The sequence below is a fragment of the Actinophytocola sp. genome (assembly GCF_050699915.1).
In the GTDB taxonomy this organism is placed as follows: domain Bacteria; phylum Actinomycetota; class Actinomycetes; order Mycobacteriales; family Pseudonocardiaceae; genus Actinophytocola.
In genome coordinates this window covers 1-17049 of the sequence record NZ_JBOHGA010000012.1, presented here as the reverse complement: position 1 = coordinate 17049, position 17049 = coordinate 1, and the positions used below count along the sequence as shown (strand labels likewise).

At 71.2% G+C, this 17049-nt stretch carries 17 protein-coding genes; 7 read left to right on the top strand and 10 right to left on the bottom strand.

The window, feature by feature from the left end:
• Positions 1-16: 16 nt before the first annotated feature.
• A complete protein-coding gene (gene trhA / locus ACRDSK_RS03890) occupies positions 17-694 on the bottom strand; it encodes a PAQR family membrane homeostasis protein TrhA (RefSeq protein ID WP_431438485.1) in 678 nt (225 codons plus the stop codon).
• Between the two features lie 52 nt (positions 695-746).
• A complete protein-coding gene (locus ACRDSK_RS03885; protein WP_431438484.1) occupies positions 747-1184 on the bottom strand; it encodes a CoA-binding protein in 438 nt (145 codons plus the stop codon).
• A gap of 48 nt (positions 1185-1232) precedes the next feature.
• On the opposite strand from ACRDSK_RS03885, the gene ACRDSK_RS03880 reads away from it, so the two are divergent.
• Positions 1233-2024 (top strand): isoprenyl transferase, encoded by a 792-nt coding sequence (locus tag ACRDSK_RS03880; RefSeq protein WP_431438483.1) that lies wholly within the window; start codon positions 1233-1235, stop codon positions 2022-2024.
• Between the two features lie 51 nt (positions 2025-2075).
• Here the strand turns inward: ACRDSK_RS03880 and ACRDSK_RS03875 are convergent, their stop codons facing one another.
• A complete protein-coding gene (locus ACRDSK_RS03875; RefSeq protein WP_431438482.1) occupies positions 2076-2354 on the bottom strand; it encodes a hypothetical protein in 279 nt (92 codons plus the stop codon).
• 596 nt (positions 2355-2950) lie between these two features.
• On the opposite strand from ACRDSK_RS03875, the gene ACRDSK_RS03870 reads away from it, so the two are divergent.
• Both ACRDSK_RS03870 and ACRDSK_RS03865 read left to right on the top strand, forming a co-directional pair.
• Positions 2951-4303: a PhoH family protein gene (locus ACRDSK_RS03870; protein WP_431438481.1), complete on the top strand. Its 1353-nt coding sequence runs from the start codon at positions 2951-2953 to the stop codon at positions 4301-4303.
• Positions 4304-4385: 82 nt separating this feature from the next.
• Complete coding sequence (locus ACRDSK_RS03865; RefSeq protein ID WP_431438480.1) at positions 4386-5078, top strand: DUF998 domain-containing protein; 693 nt, start codon at positions 4386-4388, stop codon at positions 5076-5078.
• Here the strand turns inward: ACRDSK_RS03865 and ACRDSK_RS03860 are convergent.
• Complete coding sequence (locus tag ACRDSK_RS03860; protein ID WP_431438479.1) at positions 5061-6500, bottom strand: GuaB1 family IMP dehydrogenase-related protein; 1440 nt, start codon at positions 6498-6500, stop codon at positions 5061-5063. The two genes, ACRDSK_RS03865 and ACRDSK_RS03860, sit on opposite strands and share 18 nt — an antisense overlap.
• Positions 6501-6509: 9 nt before the next feature.
• Positions 6510-8018, bottom strand: coding sequence for an ATP-dependent DNA ligase (locus ACRDSK_RS03855; protein WP_431438478.1), 1509 nt, complete (start codon positions 8016-8018; stop codon positions 6510-6512).
• Between the two features lie 98 nt (positions 8019-8116).
• Between ACRDSK_RS03855 and ACRDSK_RS03850 the strand changes: the two genes are divergently transcribed.
• Positions 8117-9172, top strand: coding sequence for a MerR family transcriptional regulator (locus ACRDSK_RS03850; RefSeq protein ID WP_431438477.1), 1056 nt, complete (start codon positions 8117-8119; stop codon positions 9170-9172).
• Positions 9173-9206: 34 nt separating this feature from the next.
• On the top strand, positions 9207-10550 hold the full coding sequence (locus ACRDSK_RS03845; RefSeq protein ID WP_431438476.1) for a pentapeptide repeat-containing protein: 1344 nt from the start codon (positions 9207-9209) through the stop codon (positions 10548-10550).
• Here ACRDSK_RS03845 and ACRDSK_RS03840 read toward each other — a convergent pair whose 3' ends face one another.
• Complete coding sequence (locus ACRDSK_RS03840; protein WP_431438475.1) at positions 10551-11945, bottom strand: class II fumarate hydratase; 1395 nt, start codon at positions 11943-11945, stop codon at positions 10551-10553.
• Between the two features lie 81 nt (positions 11946-12026).
• On the opposite strand from ACRDSK_RS03840, the gene ACRDSK_RS03835 reads away from it, so the two are divergent.
• On the top strand, positions 12027-13028 hold the full coding sequence (locus ACRDSK_RS03835) for an NAD(P)/FAD-dependent oxidoreductase (protein WP_431438474.1): 1002 nt from the start codon (positions 12027-12029) through the stop codon (positions 13026-13028).
• Here ACRDSK_RS03835 and ACRDSK_RS03830 read toward each other — a convergent pair.
• The 4 genes from ACRDSK_RS03830 to glpX all read right to left on the bottom strand — a co-directional run bounded on the left by ACRDSK_RS03830 (position 13021) and on the right by glpX (position 16278).
• On the bottom strand, positions 13021-13560 hold the full coding sequence (locus ACRDSK_RS03830; protein ID WP_431438473.1) for a GNAT family N-acetyltransferase: 540 nt from the start codon (positions 13558-13560) through the stop codon (positions 13021-13023). The two genes, ACRDSK_RS03835 and ACRDSK_RS03830, sit on opposite strands and share 8 nt — an antisense overlap.
• Before the next feature lie 6 nt (positions 13561-13566).
• Positions 13567-14160 (bottom strand): L,D-transpeptidase, encoded by a 594-nt coding sequence (locus ACRDSK_RS03825; protein WP_431438471.1) that lies wholly within the window; start codon positions 14158-14160, stop codon positions 13567-13569.
• Between the two features lie 146 nt (positions 14161-14306).
• A complete protein-coding gene (locus ACRDSK_RS03820; RefSeq protein WP_431438470.1) occupies positions 14307-15086 on the bottom strand; it encodes a S1 family peptidase in 780 nt (259 codons plus the stop codon).
• 124 nt (positions 15087-15210) lie between these two features.
• On the bottom strand, positions 15211-16278 hold the full coding sequence (gene glpX, locus ACRDSK_RS03815; protein WP_431438469.1) for a class II fructose-bisphosphatase: 1068 nt from the start codon (positions 16276-16278) through the stop codon (positions 15211-15213).
• Between the two features lie 146 nt (positions 16279-16424).
• Here glpX and ACRDSK_RS03810 point away from each other — a divergent pair, with 146 nt between their 5' ends.
• Entirely contained in the window at positions 16425-16967 is a 543-nt protein-coding gene (locus ACRDSK_RS03810) for a DUF4245 family protein (protein ID WP_431438468.1), read from the top strand.
• Positions 16968-17049 lie beyond the last annotated feature (82 nt).

The following is a 17049-nucleotide window of genomic DNA, read 5'->3' as shown; positions in this document are numbered from 1 at the left end:
ACCGGTATAACCGCAGCTAGGCGTAGATGGCCAGCCAGATCGCGATGTAGTGGGACAGGGCGGCCAGCACGGTGGCCGCATGGAAGAACTCGTGGTGGCCGAACACTCGGGGCCACGGGTTGGGCCAGCGGGTCGCGTAGAACACCGCGCCCAGGGTGTAGAACAGGCCGCCCACCAGGATCAGGACCAGGGCCGCCACGCCCGCGTGGTTCAGCAGGTCCGGCAGTACGAACACGGCCACCCAGCCCAGCGCGATGTAGATCGGCGTGCCCAGCCAGCGGGGTGCGTGCGGCCACAGCAGCTTCAGCGCCACCCCGAGCACGGCACCGCCCCAGACCACGGACAGCACGATGTACCCCGTCGGCTGGGGCATGGCCAGCAGGGTGAACGGCGTGTACGTCCCCGCGATGAACAGAAAGATCATCGAGTGGTCCAGGCGCTTCATCCACGCCCGCACGCGCAGCGAGACCCACCACCGCCGGTGGTACAGCGCGCTGACGCCGAACAGCCCGAGCACGGTCGCTCCGTAGACCGCCGTCGCCCAGGCCGCGGTCGCTGACACCGTCGACGCGGACACGGCGATCAGCGTCGCGCCGGTGGCGACCGACACCAGGAACGACCAGTAGTGGATCACGCCGCGCAGACGCGGCTTCACATGCTGGGCGGGCGGCGGGGTCAGCGTCTCGGCGGGCACGAGGCCCAGGTTACGGGACCGTAGGTTGGCTCGCCCGAAAGCGTGAACGGCCTCACGACCAGCCGACTACCTCCCGGTGCTCGACCGCCAGGCACCGGTCCATGACCACGTCCAGGCCACCATCGGCGGCCAGCGACGCGCCCTCAGTACTGATGACGCCCAGCTGCAGCCACAGCGCACCGGCCCCGATGGTGACCGCGTCGCGGGCGATGGCCGGGACGTGTTCCGGGCGGCGGAACACGTCCACGATGTCCACGGGCTCCGGTACGTCGGCCAGCGACGCGAACGCCGGCAGGCCCTCCCACGTCGTCAGCTTGGGGTTGACCGGCAGGATCCGCAGCCCGGACCGGCGCAGGTACCGGGCCACGCCATGACTCGGCCGGCCGGGGTCGGGCGACAGGCCGACGACGGCCACGGTCCGCGCCTCTCGCACCAGGCGCTCGATCACCGCGAGGTCCTGCCACCGCCGGTCGATGTCGGTTCGCCGCATGCTTCCAGTGTGCCCCTCCCACCCGCGCCAGGCGTACCCTGCGAGGACGTGACAGCCGTCTGGCGGAGATTCCGCAGGAAAGCCTCGAAGCTCGTCTATGGCATCTACGACAAGCGCCTGATCCAACAGGCCGCCGGGCGGCACCCCCGGCACGTGGGGGTCGTGCTCGACGGCAACAGACGGTGGGCCCGCGAGGCCGGTTTCGACGACGTCGTGGACGGGCACCGGGCGGGCGCCGACCGGATCAAGGAACTGCTGATCTGGTGTCAGGAGGCCGAGGTCCAGCTCGTCACCCTGTGGCTGCTCTCCACGGACAACGTCACCCGGCCGCAGGAGGAGCTCGGCCCGCTGCTCAAGGTCATCGAGGACGTCGTCGACGAGCTGGCCGAGGACCACAAGACGTGGCGCGTGCGGATCATCGGCGCGCTGGACGTGTTGCCCGACGACACCGCGGCGCGCATCGTCTCGGCCGCGCGGCGCACCGAGGGCCGGGCCGGCATGGAGGTCAACATCGCGGTCGGGTACGGCGGCCGCCGGGAGATCGCCGACGCCGTGCGCAAGCTCCTCCAGCGGCACGCCGAGGAGGGCACGACCATCGAGGAGCTGGTCGAGGTCCTCGACGTCGACCACATCGCCGAGCACCTCTACACCTCGGGTCAGCCGGACCCGGACCTCGTCATCCGTACATCCGGTGAACAACGGCTGTCCGGATTCCTGCTCTGGCAGTCCGCACATTCCGAGTTCTGGTTCTGCGAGGCGTACTGGCCGGACTTCCGGCGCACCGATTTCCTGCGCGCGCTGCGCGACTACGCAATTCGGCACCGCCGGTTCGGCTCATGAAAATGCGCGGGCTCGGGAAACGAGTCCCGAGCCCGCGCGCTTTCGGCAACGTCAGTCGTCGCAGCCGTTGCAGAACGAGTGGGCGATCAGCGCCGGCGTGGTGGCGATGCCGGTGTAGGCGCCGGCCACCAGGGAGGCGGCGCCGTAGCCCAGTGCGCCACCACCGACGATGAACGTGTTGTACGCGTCACCGAACGTCGGGTAGGAACCCTGCTCCACCATGCCCGGCAGGTCCATGTCGCCGTGCGGGCTCGCCGAGGCGATCGCCGGGGTGGCGAGCATCGACAGTCCGATGGCGGCAGCGGCGACAATGCCAACCTTCTTCAGCACGTTTCCATCTCCTTCAAACAATGGGGTTTCGGGAAACTCACGGGGTCCGTCTGTGCACTCCGTCGCGATCAAGTTACTAGCAATCCGGTGGCTTCGCGTCGTCGAATACTCCTTCGTGTTGCGGATTTCGACAGGTTCACCATTTCCGGGTTTCCGTGCGGATTAAACGGTTCATCTGCGTGATCACCGGGCGGTGCGCCCGCGGTGGACCGTGCCTGGTCAGGGGCTGGAGCGGCCGTGAACGGCCGATGCGGGTCGCCTGGATGGTGGGTACCCCAGGTGAGCGGGCAAGATCACTCCGTGTAATCGTCATCCGCATCTGCACGTGCGATCACGAAACGAAAATCACCTGCGTGGCTGGCTGTCGGGTAACCGCGACCGCGGGTAGCGTCCGAAGTAGCGGGTCGTGCCCACGCGGCCCGTTCCGGGAGGCCCAGGTCGTGATGGCAACGATCGAGAGGGCCGGCACCCGGCCCTCGTGGGCGACGCGGTCGGCGTCGAGGAGGCTCTGGACGCCGACCTGATCGCCCAGCCTGGGTGGGTGCCTGGCCCTACGAGGAGCGAACGAGGGTGTCGCGTTCGCCATGGGAGTTGCCGTGACCGCATCGCGTTCCTCAGGAGGCCCGGGTGACCAGCGCCGTACCTACGTTCTCGACACGTCCGTACTGCTCTCCGACCCGTGGGCGGTGACTCGGTTCGCCGAGCACGCGGTCGTCCTCCCGCTAGTCGTCATCGGTGAGCTCGAGGGCAAGCGGCACCATCCCGAGCTCGGCTGGTTCGCCAGAGAGGCCCTCCGCCTGCTCGACGACCTGCGCCAACGGCACGCCCGGCTGGACAAGCCGATACCCATCGGCACCCACGACGGCACGCTGCACGTGGAGCTGAACCACTCCGACCCCGGTGTGCTGCCGCCCGGCTTCCGCGCCGACTCCAACGACGCGCGGATCCTCGCCTGCGCGCTGAACCTGGCGGCCGAGGTCGAGGGCGTCGTGCTCGTCACCAAGGACATCCCGCTGCGCGTCAAGGCCGCCGCGGTCGGTCTGGAGGCCGACGAGTACCGCGCGATGGACGTCACCCCGTCCGGCTGGACCGGGATGGTCGACCTCGAGGTGCCCGCCGAGGCCCTCGACGCCCTGTACCGCGACGGCGAGATCGACCTGGCCGAGTTCGGCGGCGAGGAGACCGCGCAGCCCACCGCCGAGTACCCGTGCAACACCGGTCTGCGGCTGATCTCCGCGTCGGCGAGCGCGCTCGGCCGGGTCACCAAGGACAAGCAGGTTCAGCTCGTCCGCGGCGACCGGGAGGCGTTCGGCTTGCACGGCCGCTCCGCCGAGCAACGGGTCGCGCTCGACCTGCTGCTCGATCCCGAGGTCGGCATCGTCTCGCTCGGCGGCCGCGCCGGCACCGGCAAGTCGGCGCTCGCGCTGTGCGCCGGGCTCGAGGCGGTCATGGAGCGCGGGCTGCACCGCAAGGTCGTGGTCTTCCGGCCGGTGTACGCGGTGGGCGGCCAGGAGCTCGGCTACCTGCCCGGCTCGGAGAGCGAGAAGATGCAGCCGTGGGCGCAGGCGGTGTTCGACACCCTCGGCGCGCTCGTCAGCAAGGCCGTGATCGACGAGGTGCTCGCCCGCGGCATGCTCGAGGTGCTCCCGCTGACCCACATCCGCGGGCGCTCGCTGCACGACGCCTTCGTGATCGTCGACGAGGCGCAGTCGCTGGAGCGCAACGTGCTGCTGACCGTCCTGTCGCGACTTGGCACGGGGTCGCGGGTGGTGCTCACCCACGACGTCGCCCAGCGGGACAACCTGCGCGTCGGCCGGCACGACGGCGTCGCGGCGGTGATCGAGAAGCTCAAGGGTCATCCGCTGTTCGCGCACGTCACGCTGACCCGCTCGGAGCGCTCGCCGATCGCCGCGCTGGTCACGGAGATGTTGGAGGACCTCGGATCCTGAGGCCTGAGTAGGGGTAGCCCCCGGGCCATCTCGGTGGTCTCCCGGATGGTTCGGGGGCGCCCGGCGCGAGAGCGTCTTAGTTGTGACGAACCTCGTGCCGATCCAGCAGCAGCGGGCAACGCGCCGTGTGCTCACCGCCGCCCCGCGACCGTCCGTCTTCGCCGTGCGCCTTGGCCTGTCCGGCATCGCGCTGTCGGCGCTGTTCATGATCCAGCTGACGGTCGTCGGCTGGGATCGGGTCGGCGTGCTGGACACGACGATGTCCTTCTACGTCTTCGAACCCGGGATCGGCTGGATGTTCGGCGCCGCCGTGCTGTGCATGAGCGTGGCCGGCGCCGGCGCGATGATCGGCCTGCGCAGGGTCGGGCTGGCCGACCGCGGTGCCGCCCGGCTCGCGCTCGCGCTGGCCGTGCTCGGCGCCTTGCTGGCGGCCGTCTTCCCCACCACGCTCGGCGAGGAGCTGACGGTGTCCGCGCAGATCCACCGGTACGCGGCCGGCGTGGCGTTCTTCTGCGTGCCGATCGCGGCGTTCCTGATCACCCGCCAGCTCGCCGACGTCGGCTACCTGGCGCGGTACCGGAAGTGGTTGTCCGCCAACGTGTTGGTCACCTCGGTGCTGGTCGTCCTGTTCGTCACCAGCCACTTCGGCATCGTGCCCGAGCTCATGCAGCACCTCAACGGGCTGTTCCAGCGGCTGCTGTACGTGATGGAGCTGGCGCTGTTCGGCCAGATCGTGCTGCTGCCGCTGCGGTTCGGCCTACCAGCCACGCGGTAGCGGCGCGCCCTCGGCGAAGCCGGACGTGGACTGGGTGCCGACGATCGCCTTCGCGTGGAAGTCCTCCAGGGTCCGCGCGCCGGCGTAGGTGCACGCGGAGCGCACGCCCGAGCAGATCGAGTCGAGCAGGTCCTCCACGCTCGGCGCGGTCGGGTCCAGGCGCATCCGCGAGGTGGAGATGCCCTCCTCGAACAGCGCCTTGCGGGCCCGGTCGAACGCGCCGTCGCCGCGGGTGCGGGCGGTGACGGCGCGCTTGGACGCCATGCCGAACGACTCCTTGTAGGGCTGGCCGTGCTCGTCGCGCTGCAGGTCGCCGGGGGACTCGTAGGTGCCGGCGAACCAGGAGCCGACCATCACCGACGACGCGCCGGCCGCCAGCGCGAGCGCCACGTCCCGGGGGTGCCGCACGCCGCCGTCGGCCCAGACGCGTTTGCCCAGCTCGCGGGCGGCCCGGCCGCACTCGACGACCGAGGAGAACTGCGGGCGGCCGACGCCGGTCATCATCCGCGTCGTACACATGGCGCCCGGGCCTACGCCGACCTTGACCACGTCCGCTCCGGCCTCGACCAGGTCGCGCACGCCGTCGGCGGTGACCACGTTGCCGGCCACGACCGGCACGGCCGGGCCGGTCGAGCGGATCGCCTTGAGCGCGGCGAGCATCTTCTCCTGGTGGCCGTGCGCGGTGTCCACGACGAGCGTGTCGACGCCGGCCCCGAGCAGCGCGTCGGCCTTGGCGGCGACGTCACCGGTCACGCCGATCGCGGCGGCCACCCGCAGCCGCCCGGTGTCGTCGGCGGCCGGTCGGTACAGCTCCGCCCGCAGCGCGCCGACCTCGGTGAGCACGCCCGCGAGCCGGCCCGCCTCGTCGACGCCGAGCGCGACACGGGCGGTACGGCCGTGCAGCCGGTCGAAGACCTCGCGCGGCGGCGTGGCGAGCGGCATGGTGACCAGCTCGGCGTCGACGACCTCGCCGACCCGGGTGAACCGGTCCACGCCGGCGCAGGCGGCCTCGTCGACGACCCCGACCGGCCGGCCCTGGTCGTCGACCACGACGACGGCCCCGTGCGCGCGCTTGGGCAGCAGGCCGAGCGCGTCGGCCACCGCGTCGCCGGGGGTGAGCACGAGCGGGGTGTCCCAGACGGTGTGCCGGGACTTCACCCAGGCGACGATGTCGGCCACCACGGTCGCGTCGACGTCTTGAGGCAGCACGACCAGCCCACCGCGGCGGGCCACGGTCTCGGCCATCCGGCGCCCGGCGACCGCGGTCATGTTGGCCACCACCACCGGAATCGTGGCACCTGTTTCGTCCGATGTGGACAGATCGACGTCGAACCGGGACTCGACTGACGAGCGGCCCGGCACCAGGAAGACGTCGTCGTAGGTCAGGTCGTAGGCCGGCGTCGTGTCGTTGAGGAAGCGCACCTCACGAGCCTAGGCGCGGCCGGGCAACATGTTCCGCACGGTGTCGATGGTGTCGGCCTCCGGCGGCTCCTTGTCCGGGCGGTAGCGGACCACGCGGGCGAAGCGCAGGGCCACGCCACCCGCGTAGCGCGTGCTGACCTGGACGCCGTCGAGCGCGATCTCGACGACCAGGTGCGGGCGCAGGTGCACGGTCCAGTCGTCGCGGTGGTCCTCGTACTTCGGGAACTCGGTCGTCTGCCAGGCGAGCAGCTCGTCGGTGAGGCCCTTGAACGTCTTGCCGACCATGACCGGCGGGCCGCCGTCGGGGTCGCGGGCCCCGAGGTGGAGGTTGGACAGGTAGCCGGTACGCCTGCCGTGTCCCCATTCGGCGGCGAGGACGACGAGGTCGAGGGTGTGCACCGGCTTGACCTTGCGCCACGCCTTGCCCCGGCGGCCGGCCTGGTAGGTGGAGTCGAGGTCCTTGACGACGACGCCCTCGTGCCCCTTGGCCAGCGCCGCGTCGAGGACGGCCGCGGCCTCGTCCGAGGTCGGCTCCAGCGCGCCGGGGATGACCAGGCCGTCGCCCACCGCCTTGTGCAGCGCCTCGTTCCGTTCGCTCAGCGGGGCGTCGACGAGGTCGGTGCCGTCGAGGTGGACGCAGTCGAAGAAGTACGGGCGCAGGAGGAGCTCGCGCTCGCTGGTGGCGCCGAAACGGCTCATCGTCTCCTGGAATGGGCGGGGCCGGCCGTCGTCGTTGAGCGCGAGGGTCTCGCCGTCGAGGACCGCCTGCCGGGCCGGCAGGTTGGCGACCAGCTCGACCAGCTCGGGGACGGACCGGGTGATCTCGCGCAGGGTCCGCGTGAAGATGTGTACGTCGTCGCCGTTCTTGTGCACCTGGATGCGCGCGCCGTCGAGCTTGTACTCGACCGCCACCCGGCCGGTCAGCGCCTCCGCGAGCGACTCGGCCGGCGAGGCGAGCATGGGCCGGATCGGGCGGCCGAGCTCCAGTCCGAACTCGGCCAGCACCGGCTCGCCACCGTGCAGCGCGGCCTCGGCGGTGTCGGGCAGGCGGCCGGAGAGCATGAACGCCCGCCGCACCGGCTCCTTGCCGACCGCCGCGGCCGCGGCGATCGCGTCGAGCATGACGCCTTCGAGCGCGCCCTGGCGCAGCTCGCCGGCGAGCAGGTGCAGGAGGAACCGCTGCTCTGCGGCGGTCGCCCGGCCGAACAGGTCGCGGAGCAGGTCGCCCCGTCGCTGCGCCGAGCCCTTCCCGCTGGTCGCGGCGATCTCGTCGAAGGCGCGGTCCACCCGCTCGACCGTCAGCCCCGGCTCCGCGGCGGGCGCCTCGTCGAGGTCGACCAGCGTCCGCCAGCCGGTGCCGATCCGTCCCTGGCGGGGTGCCCCGGCGAGGAACCCGACGACCGTGCGGACCTGGTCGCCCGCGCGGCGCAGCAGCCCGGAGAGCGCCTCGACCTTGGCCAGCCGGGACCGGGTGGCCGAGACCGCGGCGGAGGTCGCGACGACGTCTGCGAGTAACACAGCGCCATCATGCCCCCGGGGACTGACAATTCGCCCGACTTGACCTTCACCATGGGGGAGGCGCCAGCGTTGGTGATGTCCATTCGAGGAGGTGCGTGGTGTCGCTGCTGACCATCGGCACGTTCGCCAGGGCGTCGCGGCTCTCGCCGAAGGCGCTGCGGCTCTACGACGAGCTCGGGCTGCTGCGGCCGGCCCGCGTCGACCCGGTCAGCGGGTACCGGCTCTACGAGCCCGCCCAGCTGGAGCGGGCGCGGCTGGTGGCCTGGCTGCGGCGGCTCGGCATGCCGCTCGCGCGGATCAAGGAGGTCTGCGACCTGCCTGGTCCCGAGGCCGCGGCCGCCGTGGCGGAGTACTGGCGCCAGGTCGAGGCGGAGACCGCGACCCGGCGCGACCTCGCGTCCTTCCTCGTCGCTCATCTGTCCGGAAAGGACGCAGCGATGACCTCACCGCTCACCATCCGCTTCGCCGTACGTACCGACCGCGGGCTGGTCCGCGAGACGAACCAGGACCGGGCCTACGCCAGCCAGCGCGTGCTCGCCGTCGCCGACGGGTACGGCTCCGGCGCCGCGGGTGCCGCGGCCAGCGAGGCCGCGATCGAGGCGCTGCGCACGCTCGACGCCACCGTGCCAGCGGGCGACCTGCTGAACGTGATGTCCGAGGCCGGCCGCCGGGCCGGCACGGCGGTGCGCGACCTGATGTCGGCGGACCCCGAGCCGGACGGCGGCACGACGCTGACCGCCCTGCTGTGGTCGGGTTCGCAGCTCGGCCTGGTGCACATCGGCGACAGCCGCGCGTACCTGCTGCGCGACGACGAGCTGTTCCAGATCACCCACGACCACACCGTCGTCCAGCAGATGGTGGACGAGGGCAAGCTGACTGCCGACGAGGTGGCCACCCACCCGCAGCGGATGCTGCTGCTGCACGCCCTCGGCACGCGGGAGCCGGACGTCCGGCTGCACGACGTCCGCGCCGGCGACCGCTACCTGCTCTGCTCCGACGGGCTGCACCGGGTGCTCTCCGACGACACGCTGCGCTCGGTCCTGTCCTCGATCGCGGACCCGGACGCTGCGGTTGGTCACCTGGTTGAGCTGGCCAACCAGGAGGGTGGCCCGGACAACGTGAGCTGCGTGATCGCCGACATCGAGACCAGCTGACGAGGGCGGGGCGCGGCTGCGCTACGAAGGAACCGTGCCGACCGACGACCCGCGCCCCGCCTTCAAGCCCACGTGGCCCACTTGTGAGAAGCAGGCCTGCACAGGTGCCGTTGTCTTCGGCGGTCACTGCCTGGCTCACCTCGGCGGGTCTCTGGACCCGTACCTGGGCAGGCTCGGCCCTGGCAGCGACATCGACGCCCGGGGAACGGTCCTGGAGGAGTCACTGGTCCGACGGCTGCTCGGCGGGCTTCGCGGAGCGGACCGAACAGTGTTCGGCAACGCGTCGTTCGAGCACGCGAGGTTCCTCGGCGTGGTTCAGTTCGACAACATCGTGTTCGGTGGTCGTGCGGTGTTCGACCACGCTCGGTTCGACGAGCAGGCCCGATTCATCGGCGCGGACTTCCGGGCGGAGGCCCGCTTCCACGACACGACCTTCGCCGGCACGATCCAGTTCGACAACATCCGGGCCGGTGTGCTCGAGTTCGTCAACGCGCGGTGCGAGAAGCGCGCGTGGTTCGGTCCGCTGGTCGCGGACGAACTCATCGTGGCCAGGGTGCGCTGCGCGGCGATAACCGAGATCGACGTACGTGTTGAACGGTTGAACGGCCGGTTCGCGCGCTACGAGGAGGGCGTGGTCATCCGGGCTGACGGCGGCGACATCTTCGCCGAGCAGGCACGGTTCGGCGGTTCGTCGCTGATCTCCGGGACCGGAGCGCTGCCGCGGCTGCGCTCGCTGCGCGCCACCGACGTCAGCAACCTCGAGGTGGCCGACGTCGATCTGCGGTGGTGCGCGTTCGCCGGGGCACACCGGCTGGACCAGCTTCGGCTCTCCGGCCGCTGCCCCTTCGGTCGCCCGCCGCGCGGCGGGCGGACGCGGCGGCGGACGATCGCCGAGGAGTCCGCCTGGCGGGAGTGGCCCACCGACCGGCCGGGCCACTGGGAGATCGAGTCGGTGGACCCGGAGCGTATGGCGAACGTGTACCGGTCGCTGCGAAAGGCCTTCGAGGACAGCAAGAACGAGGCGGGGGCGGGCGACTTCTACTACGGCGAGATGGAGATGCGTCGCCACTCCACGGACTCCCCGCGAGCCGAGCGGGCGATCCTCTGGGTCTACTGGCTGCTCTCCGGCTACGGACAGCGTGCCGCCCGCGCGCTCGCCGCGCTGGTCGTGTTGATCGTGACCGTGGGGACCTTGCTCGCGGTGTGGGGGCAGCCGGTGGCCGAGGCGGCGCAGATCGCGGTCGGGGCCGTGGTGCTGCGGGAGCCGGGAGCGGAGCTGACCGAGGCCGGGCAGTGGACGGTCATGGTCGCCCGGGTGCTCGGGCCCGTCCTCCTCGCGCTCGCGATTCTCGCCGTGCGGGCTCGGGTCAAGCGGTAGTCAGCCGCCGCGGGACATGCGCAACACGTCGAGCGCCTCGTCCAGCTGCGCTTCCGTGAGTTTGCCCGCGGACACGTGGCCGCGTTCCAGGACTACCTCGCGGATGGTCCGGCGCTCCGCGAGGGACTGCTTCGCGATCGACGCGGCCTCCTCGTAGCCGACGTAGCGGTTCAGCGGCGTGACGATCGACGGTGACGACTCGGCGTACTCGCGTTGACGGTCCACATTGGCCTCGACGCCGGCGAACACCTTGTCCGCCAACAACACCGACACCGCGGCGATCAGGCGGGCCGACTCCAGCACGTTCCGCGCGATCACCGGCAGCATCACGTTCAGCTGGAAGTTTCCCTGGCTGCCGGCGAAGGTCACCGCCGTGTCGTTGCCGATCACCTGCGCCACCACCATCATCGCGGCCTCGCAGATCACCGGGTTGACCTTGCCCGGCATGATCGACGAGCCCGGCTGCAGGTCCGGCAGCGCCAGCTCGCCCAGGCCGGTGCGCGGGCCGGAACCGAGCCACCGCACGTCGTTGGCGATCTTGTACAGCGCCACCGCCACGGTACGGAGCTGGCCGGACGCCTCGACCACGCCGTCCTGCGTGGCCTGCGCCTCGAAGTGGTCGCGGGCCTCGGTCAGCGGCAGGTCGGTGAGCGAGGCGAGCTCAGCGGCGACCGCCGCGCCGAAGCCGTTCGGCGCGTTGAGACCGCTGCCCACCGCGGTGCCGCCGATGGGCAGCTCCGCCAGCCGCGGCAGGCACGAGCGCAGCCGCTCGACCCCGTACCGGACCTGGGCCGCCCACGCGCCCGCCTCCTGGCCGAGCGTCACCGGCACGGCGTCCATCAGGTGCGTGCGGCCCGACTTGACCACCGACGTCCACTCGCCGGCCCGCCCCTCGATCACCGACGCGAGGTGCTCGAGCGCCGGGACCACGTTACGCACGACGGCCTCGGTGGCGGCCACCCGGATCGTGGTGGGGAAGGTGTCGTTGGACGACTGCGACGCGTTGACGTGGTCGTTCGGGTGCACGTCGCGCCCCAGCCGGCGGGTGGCGAGCGTTGCGACGACCTCGTTCGCGTTCATGTTCGACGAGGTGCCCGAGCCGGTCTGGAACACGTCGATCGGGAACTGGTCGTCGTAGCGCCCCTCGGCGACCTCCTCGGCCGCGGCGGCGACGGCCTCGGCGAGGTCGTCCTCCAGCACGCCGAGGCGCTGGTTGGCCCGGGCGGCGGCGGCCTTGAGCAGGCCGAGCGCCCGGATCTGGCTGCGCTCCAGGCCCCGCCCGGAGATCGGGAAGTTCTCCACCGCGCGCTGGGTCTGCGCCCGCCACAGCGCGTCAACGGGCACCCTGACCTCGCCCATCGTGTCGTGCTCGATCCTGAACTCATTCTCGGTCACTTCTCAAGTTTGGCCTGCGACCACGGTGCCCGCTTGGGTAGTTTGTGGTGTTGCTGGCCACTCCCCACTAGGTAGGTGTGCATGAGCTCCGCCGAGACTCCCTCCGAGGTCGACCTGCTGATCGTCGGCGCTGGCCCGACCGGGCTGTTCGCCGCGTACTACGCGGGCTTCCGCGAGCTGAGCACAGCGGTGGTGGACTCACTGCCGGAGGCGGGCGGGCAGGTCACCGCGATGTACCCGGAGAAGAAGATCTTCGACGTGGCCGGCTTCCCGATGGTGCTGGGCCGGGACCTGGTCTCCGCGCTGGTCGAGCAGGCCGACCAGTTCAAGCCGACCTACCTGCTGGGCCGGCGTGCCCGCACGGTGTCCGAAGTGGACGGAAAGCTCGACGTGGGACTGGAGGACGGTTCGGTCGTGCGGACCGGCGCCATCCTGATCACCGCGGGCATGGGCGAGTTCACCCCGCGCCCGCTGCCGGCCGGCGACGGCTGGCTGGGCCGCGGCGTGGTCAACTTCGTGCCGGAGCTGGAGGCATTGCGCGACCAGGACGTGGTCATCGTGGGCGGCGGCGACTCGGCGTTCGACTGGGCGCTGTCGCTGCACGAGATCGCCAGCTCGGTCACGCTCGTTCACCGGCGCAACAAGTTCCGCGCGTTCGCGGCGACCGTGCGGCAGGTGCGCGAGCTGGGCGTGCCGATCATCACCGACGCGCAGGTGATCGAGCTGCGCGGCGACTCGGCGGACCGGCTCGCGGAGGTCGAGCTCGAGGTCAAGGCCGACCCGGGCCACGAGCGCGTGGTCCTCCCGGCGCAGACGGTGGTGGCGGCGTTGGGCTTCACCGCCGACCTTGGCCCGATCGAGTCGTGGGGCCTGGAGATCACCCGCCGCGCGGTGGCCGTCGACACGACCATGCGCACGGCCCGGGAGATGATCTACGCGGCCGGCGACATCGCCGCCTACCCGGGCAAGGTCAAGCTCATCGCGACGGGCTTCGGCGAGGCCGCCACGGCGGTCAACAACATCGCGGTCGCCCTCAACCCGGAGGCGCACCTGTTCCCGGGCCACTCCAGCGACGTCAGCTGACCCGCCACTCCCGCGCCAGCAGCCCGAACAGCAGGTCGTCGGTCCACTCGCCCTTGAGCCAGGAGTGCTCGCGCCGCAGGCCCTCACGTTGGAAGCCGAGCCGCTCGAGCAGGCGTGCCGACGCCGTGTTCCGCGCATCGCACTCCGCGGACACCCGGCGCACGCCGGTCGCGAACACGCGGTCCAGTACGGACCGGACGGCCTCGGTGGCGTAGCCCCTGCCCTGGTGTGCGGTGGCCAGCGTGAACCCCAGCTCGGCCTGCATCCCGTTGTCGTGCCGGCAGATCGCGACGTCCCCGACCAGCACGCCGCCGGCCTCGACCGCGTACTGGAACCAGCCGGGCTCCTGTTCGGCCGCGGTGGCGAACTCCGTCACCAGGTGTCGGGCGTCCGCGACCGGCACCGGCGCCGACCACACCTGGTAGCGGGCGACGGCCGGCTCCGAGCGGTACGCGGCGAACGCCGCTACGTCCGCGGGCTCGAACCGTCGGACGACGAGCCGCTCGGTGGTCGCGAAGACCTCGGTGGCCACGGCGGCCTAGCTGACGACCTGTACGACGTCGCCGACCGCGAGGCCGTCGTAGAACGACTGGGCCGCCGAGTTGGACAGGTGGATGCAGCCGTGCGAAAGGTCGCTCAGGCTGCCCTCGTGGAACGCGATGCCGCCGTTGAAGAACACCGAGTACGGCATCGGGGCGTTGTCGAACTCGCGGCTCAGGTGGTCGATGTCCTTCCACCCCACGTTGAACGTGCCCGGCGGGGTCTCCCAGCCCGGCCGGCCATGGGTGATCGGCACCGGGCCGACCGCGACCTTGCCGCCCGCGAGCAGCCACGCCTGGTTCGCCGACAGGTCGATGCACGCGTCCGCGCCACCGCCGCACGGCACACCGGCCGGGGGCGGCGGTGGCGGCGGGGGCTTCTTCACGATCGTCGCGTTCGCCTCGACGACGTCCGGCAGCGTGCCGATCTTCGTCGGGCCCGGCTTGGCCGGCGCGCTCGGCGGGGTGGGGCCGGTGGACTGGGTCGGTGTGCCCGGCAGCGGCGGCTTCGAGGCCTCCTCGCCCGACCCGCACGCCGAGAGGAGCGCGACACCGGCCACGGCCAGTGCGGCGAACAAGGTGGACACGCGCATACCCGGCTCCCTTCGCGCCTGTACCGGAGAAGACGCCCATGATCGCGGCCCGGTTGTCCGATCATCGGGAGCAGTGCGCAAACGTTACGAAAAAGCCGAAGGCCGCATGCGGGACCGTGTCCCACATGCGGCCTTCGGTCGGATCGTCAGGCCCCGGTTGTCTGACCGATCCAGTCGGTGTAGGCCACCGCGTTGGTGTAGATCGACGGTCCCGTCGCGCACGTCGAGTCACCGTTGCCGCTGCGGCTGGTAACACCGATCAACTGGAAGGCGCCGGTCTGACCCACGATCTGCGGGCCACCCGAGTCGCCGTAGCACGCACCGGCGTTCCCGTTCGGGTTGCTGGTGCACAGCTCGAGCGCGCCGTCGATGCCGGTGCACTGCGCTGCGTCCAGCACCTCGACGTCCAGCTGCTGCAGGAAGTCCGGCGCGCCACAGGCACCCGGCTGCGGGCAGGTCTGGCCCCACCCGAGCAGGCGAGACGCGGTGCCCACCGGCGCGTCGGCGGCGAGCGCGACCGGCGCGGACGTCGCCGCGGCCGCCAGCTTCACCAGCGCGATGTCGTTGCCCGGCGAGCTGCCGTCGTAGTCCGGGTGGATGACGATCTCGGCGGCCTGCGCCTCCTCGCCACCCGTCTGGTGCTCGTTGGTGCCGATGCGCATGTTCACGTTGGCGGCGTCCTGGCCCTCAACGCAGTGCGCGGCGGTGAGCACCCACTCGGGGTTGATCAGCGAGCCACCACAGAAGTGGCCGCCGCCCTCCTGCAGCGACACCATGAACGAGTACGTCTGGTCGGCGTCTCCGCCACCCACGATCTTCGGCGTGATGTCCGCCTTGTCGTCCGCGAACGCGGTCGGCACCAACGCGACCGCCAAGGCGGTCGCCGCACCGGCAAGAAGTCCCACGACCAGAGAACGCTTTCGCATGTTCTCTCTCCTTCCATGCCCCAATGCCCCGGTTGGGCACTGTTGCGGAAGGTAGTCGGGCGTCACGAATGAGTAACACCCGCGAAAGTAGGGACCGGAACCGACGATCGTCGGTGATCGGTTGTCAGGGCAGCGGCGGTAGGGGCTTCTCGTCCAGGGTTTTCTCGAGCCGATCGAAGTCGACAGTCGAGTACTGGCGCAGCTTGGTCAGCCGGTGGAAACCGTCGATCATCCGCACCGTGCCGGACTTCGAGCGCATCACGATCGACTGCGTGGTGCAGCCGCCGCTGCGGTAGTGCACGCCGCGCAGCAGGTCGCCGTCGGTGACGCCGGTGGCGCAGAAGAACGCGTTGTCGCCGCTGACCAGGTCGTCGGTCAGCAACACGCGGTCCAGGTCGTGACCGGCGCCGATCGCCTTGTCCCGCTCGGCGTCGTCCTTGGGCCACAGCCGGCCCTGGATCGCGCCGCCCATGCACTTGAGCGCGCACGCGGCGATGATCCCCTCCGGGGTGCCGCCGATGCCGATCAACATGTCGACACCCGTGTTCGGCCGGGCCGCGGAGATCGCGCCCGCGACGTCGCCGTCGGTGATGAAGTGGATCCGCGCGCCGGCGTCGCGCACCTCCCGGACGAGGTCCGCGTGCCGTGCCCGGTCGAGAATGCAGACAGTGACGTCCGACACGTCCGTGTGCTTCGCGCGGGCCACCCGCCGGATGTTCTCGGCGACCGGCGCGGTGATGTCGACGACATCGGCCGCCTCCGGACCGACCGCGAGCTTCTCCATGTAGAACACCGCGGACGGGTCGAACATCGCGCCCCGCTCGGTGGCCGCGAGCACGGCGATCGCGTTGGGCATCCCCTTGGCCATCAGCGTGGTCCCGTCGATGGGGTCGACCGCGACGTCGCAATCGGGGCCGTCGCCGTTGCCGACCTCCTCGCCGTTGTAGAGCATCGGCGCCTCGTCCTTCTCACCCTCGCCGATCACGACGACGCCGCGCATCGAGACCGTGCCGATCAGCTTGCGCATCGCGTCGACGGCGGCGCCGTCGCCGCCGTTCTTGTCGCCGCGACCCACCCAGCGGCCCGCCGCCATCGCCGCCGCCTCGGTCACGCGGACCAGCTCCAACGCCAGGTTGCGGTCGGGAATCTCGCGTCGTGGCAAGTCGCTCGCCTGGTCGGTGGTCTGAGTCATGCCGCCTCCCGATGTCGCCCCGCTGTCGTCTCGCTGTTGCCCTGCTGTCGCACCACTGTCGCCCGCGAAAGAACTTCCCGATCCTTCCAGATTTCGGGACGCCGGCACGAGTGAGCGTGATCTCCGGCGCCTGCGAGGATGGCCGGGTGACGGACAGCGAGCGGCCGCCCGGGCGAGCCGGGCTCGGCATGCGCGACATGGTCGGGGCCATGTTCGTGCTGCTGTTGATCGTCGGCGTGCTGGTCGGAGTGACGCGCAGCTGCTCGTTCGACCCGGGCGCGCCGGCGGTCGACCGGTCCTCGGCGCCGAGCGTCGACGTGTCGGCGAAGCTGTCGGACGCGGCGTCCGCGGTCGCCTTCCCGGTCCGGCAGCCGGCCGTGCCGCGCGCCTGGCACCCGAACTCGTCGTCGACCTCGGGCGTCGGCTCCGGCGCGGCGGCCGACGTGGTGGTCCGGGTCGGCTGGCTCACGGTGGACGGGCGGTACGTGCAGCTGAGCCAGTCCGGCGGGTCGGTCGCGGACGTGCTGGCCGAGGAGACGGGCACGGCGTCGTCCCGCACGGGTTCGGTGTCGGTCGACGGCGTCTCGTGGTCGACCCACCCCTCGCGGCGGGACGAGGTGGCCTGGGTCGCCTCGGTGGACGGGGTGATCTTGCCCCCGTTTCACGGGCACGAAGGTTGGCAGACATAGGGTTCGACGATCTTGTGAAGGAGATCGTTGGTCGTGCCGAAGCCCTACCCGCCGGAGTTCCGGCGACGTGCTCTGGATCTGT

Coding starts and splice junctions, on each gene's coding strand:
- ACRDSK_RS03885 (WP_431438484.1), bottom strand. CDS start 1,184: ATGCGGCGAACCGACATCGACCGGCGGTGGCAGGACCTCGCGGTGATC.
- ACRDSK_RS03835 (WP_431438474.1), top strand. CDS start 12,027: ATGAGCTCCGCCGAGACTCCCTCCGAGGTCGACCTGCTGATCGTCGGC.
- ACRDSK_RS03825 (WP_431438471.1), bottom strand. CDS start 14,160: ATGCGCGTGTCCACCTTGTTCGCCGCACTGGCCGTGGCCGGTGTCGCG.
- ACRDSK_RS03820 (WP_431438470.1), bottom strand. CDS start 15,086: ATGCGAAAGCGTTCTCTGGTCGTGGGACTTCTTGCCGGTGCGGCGACC.
- glpX (WP_431438469.1), bottom strand. CDS start 16,278: ATGACTCAGACCACCGACCAGGCGAGCGACTTGCCACGACGCGAGATT.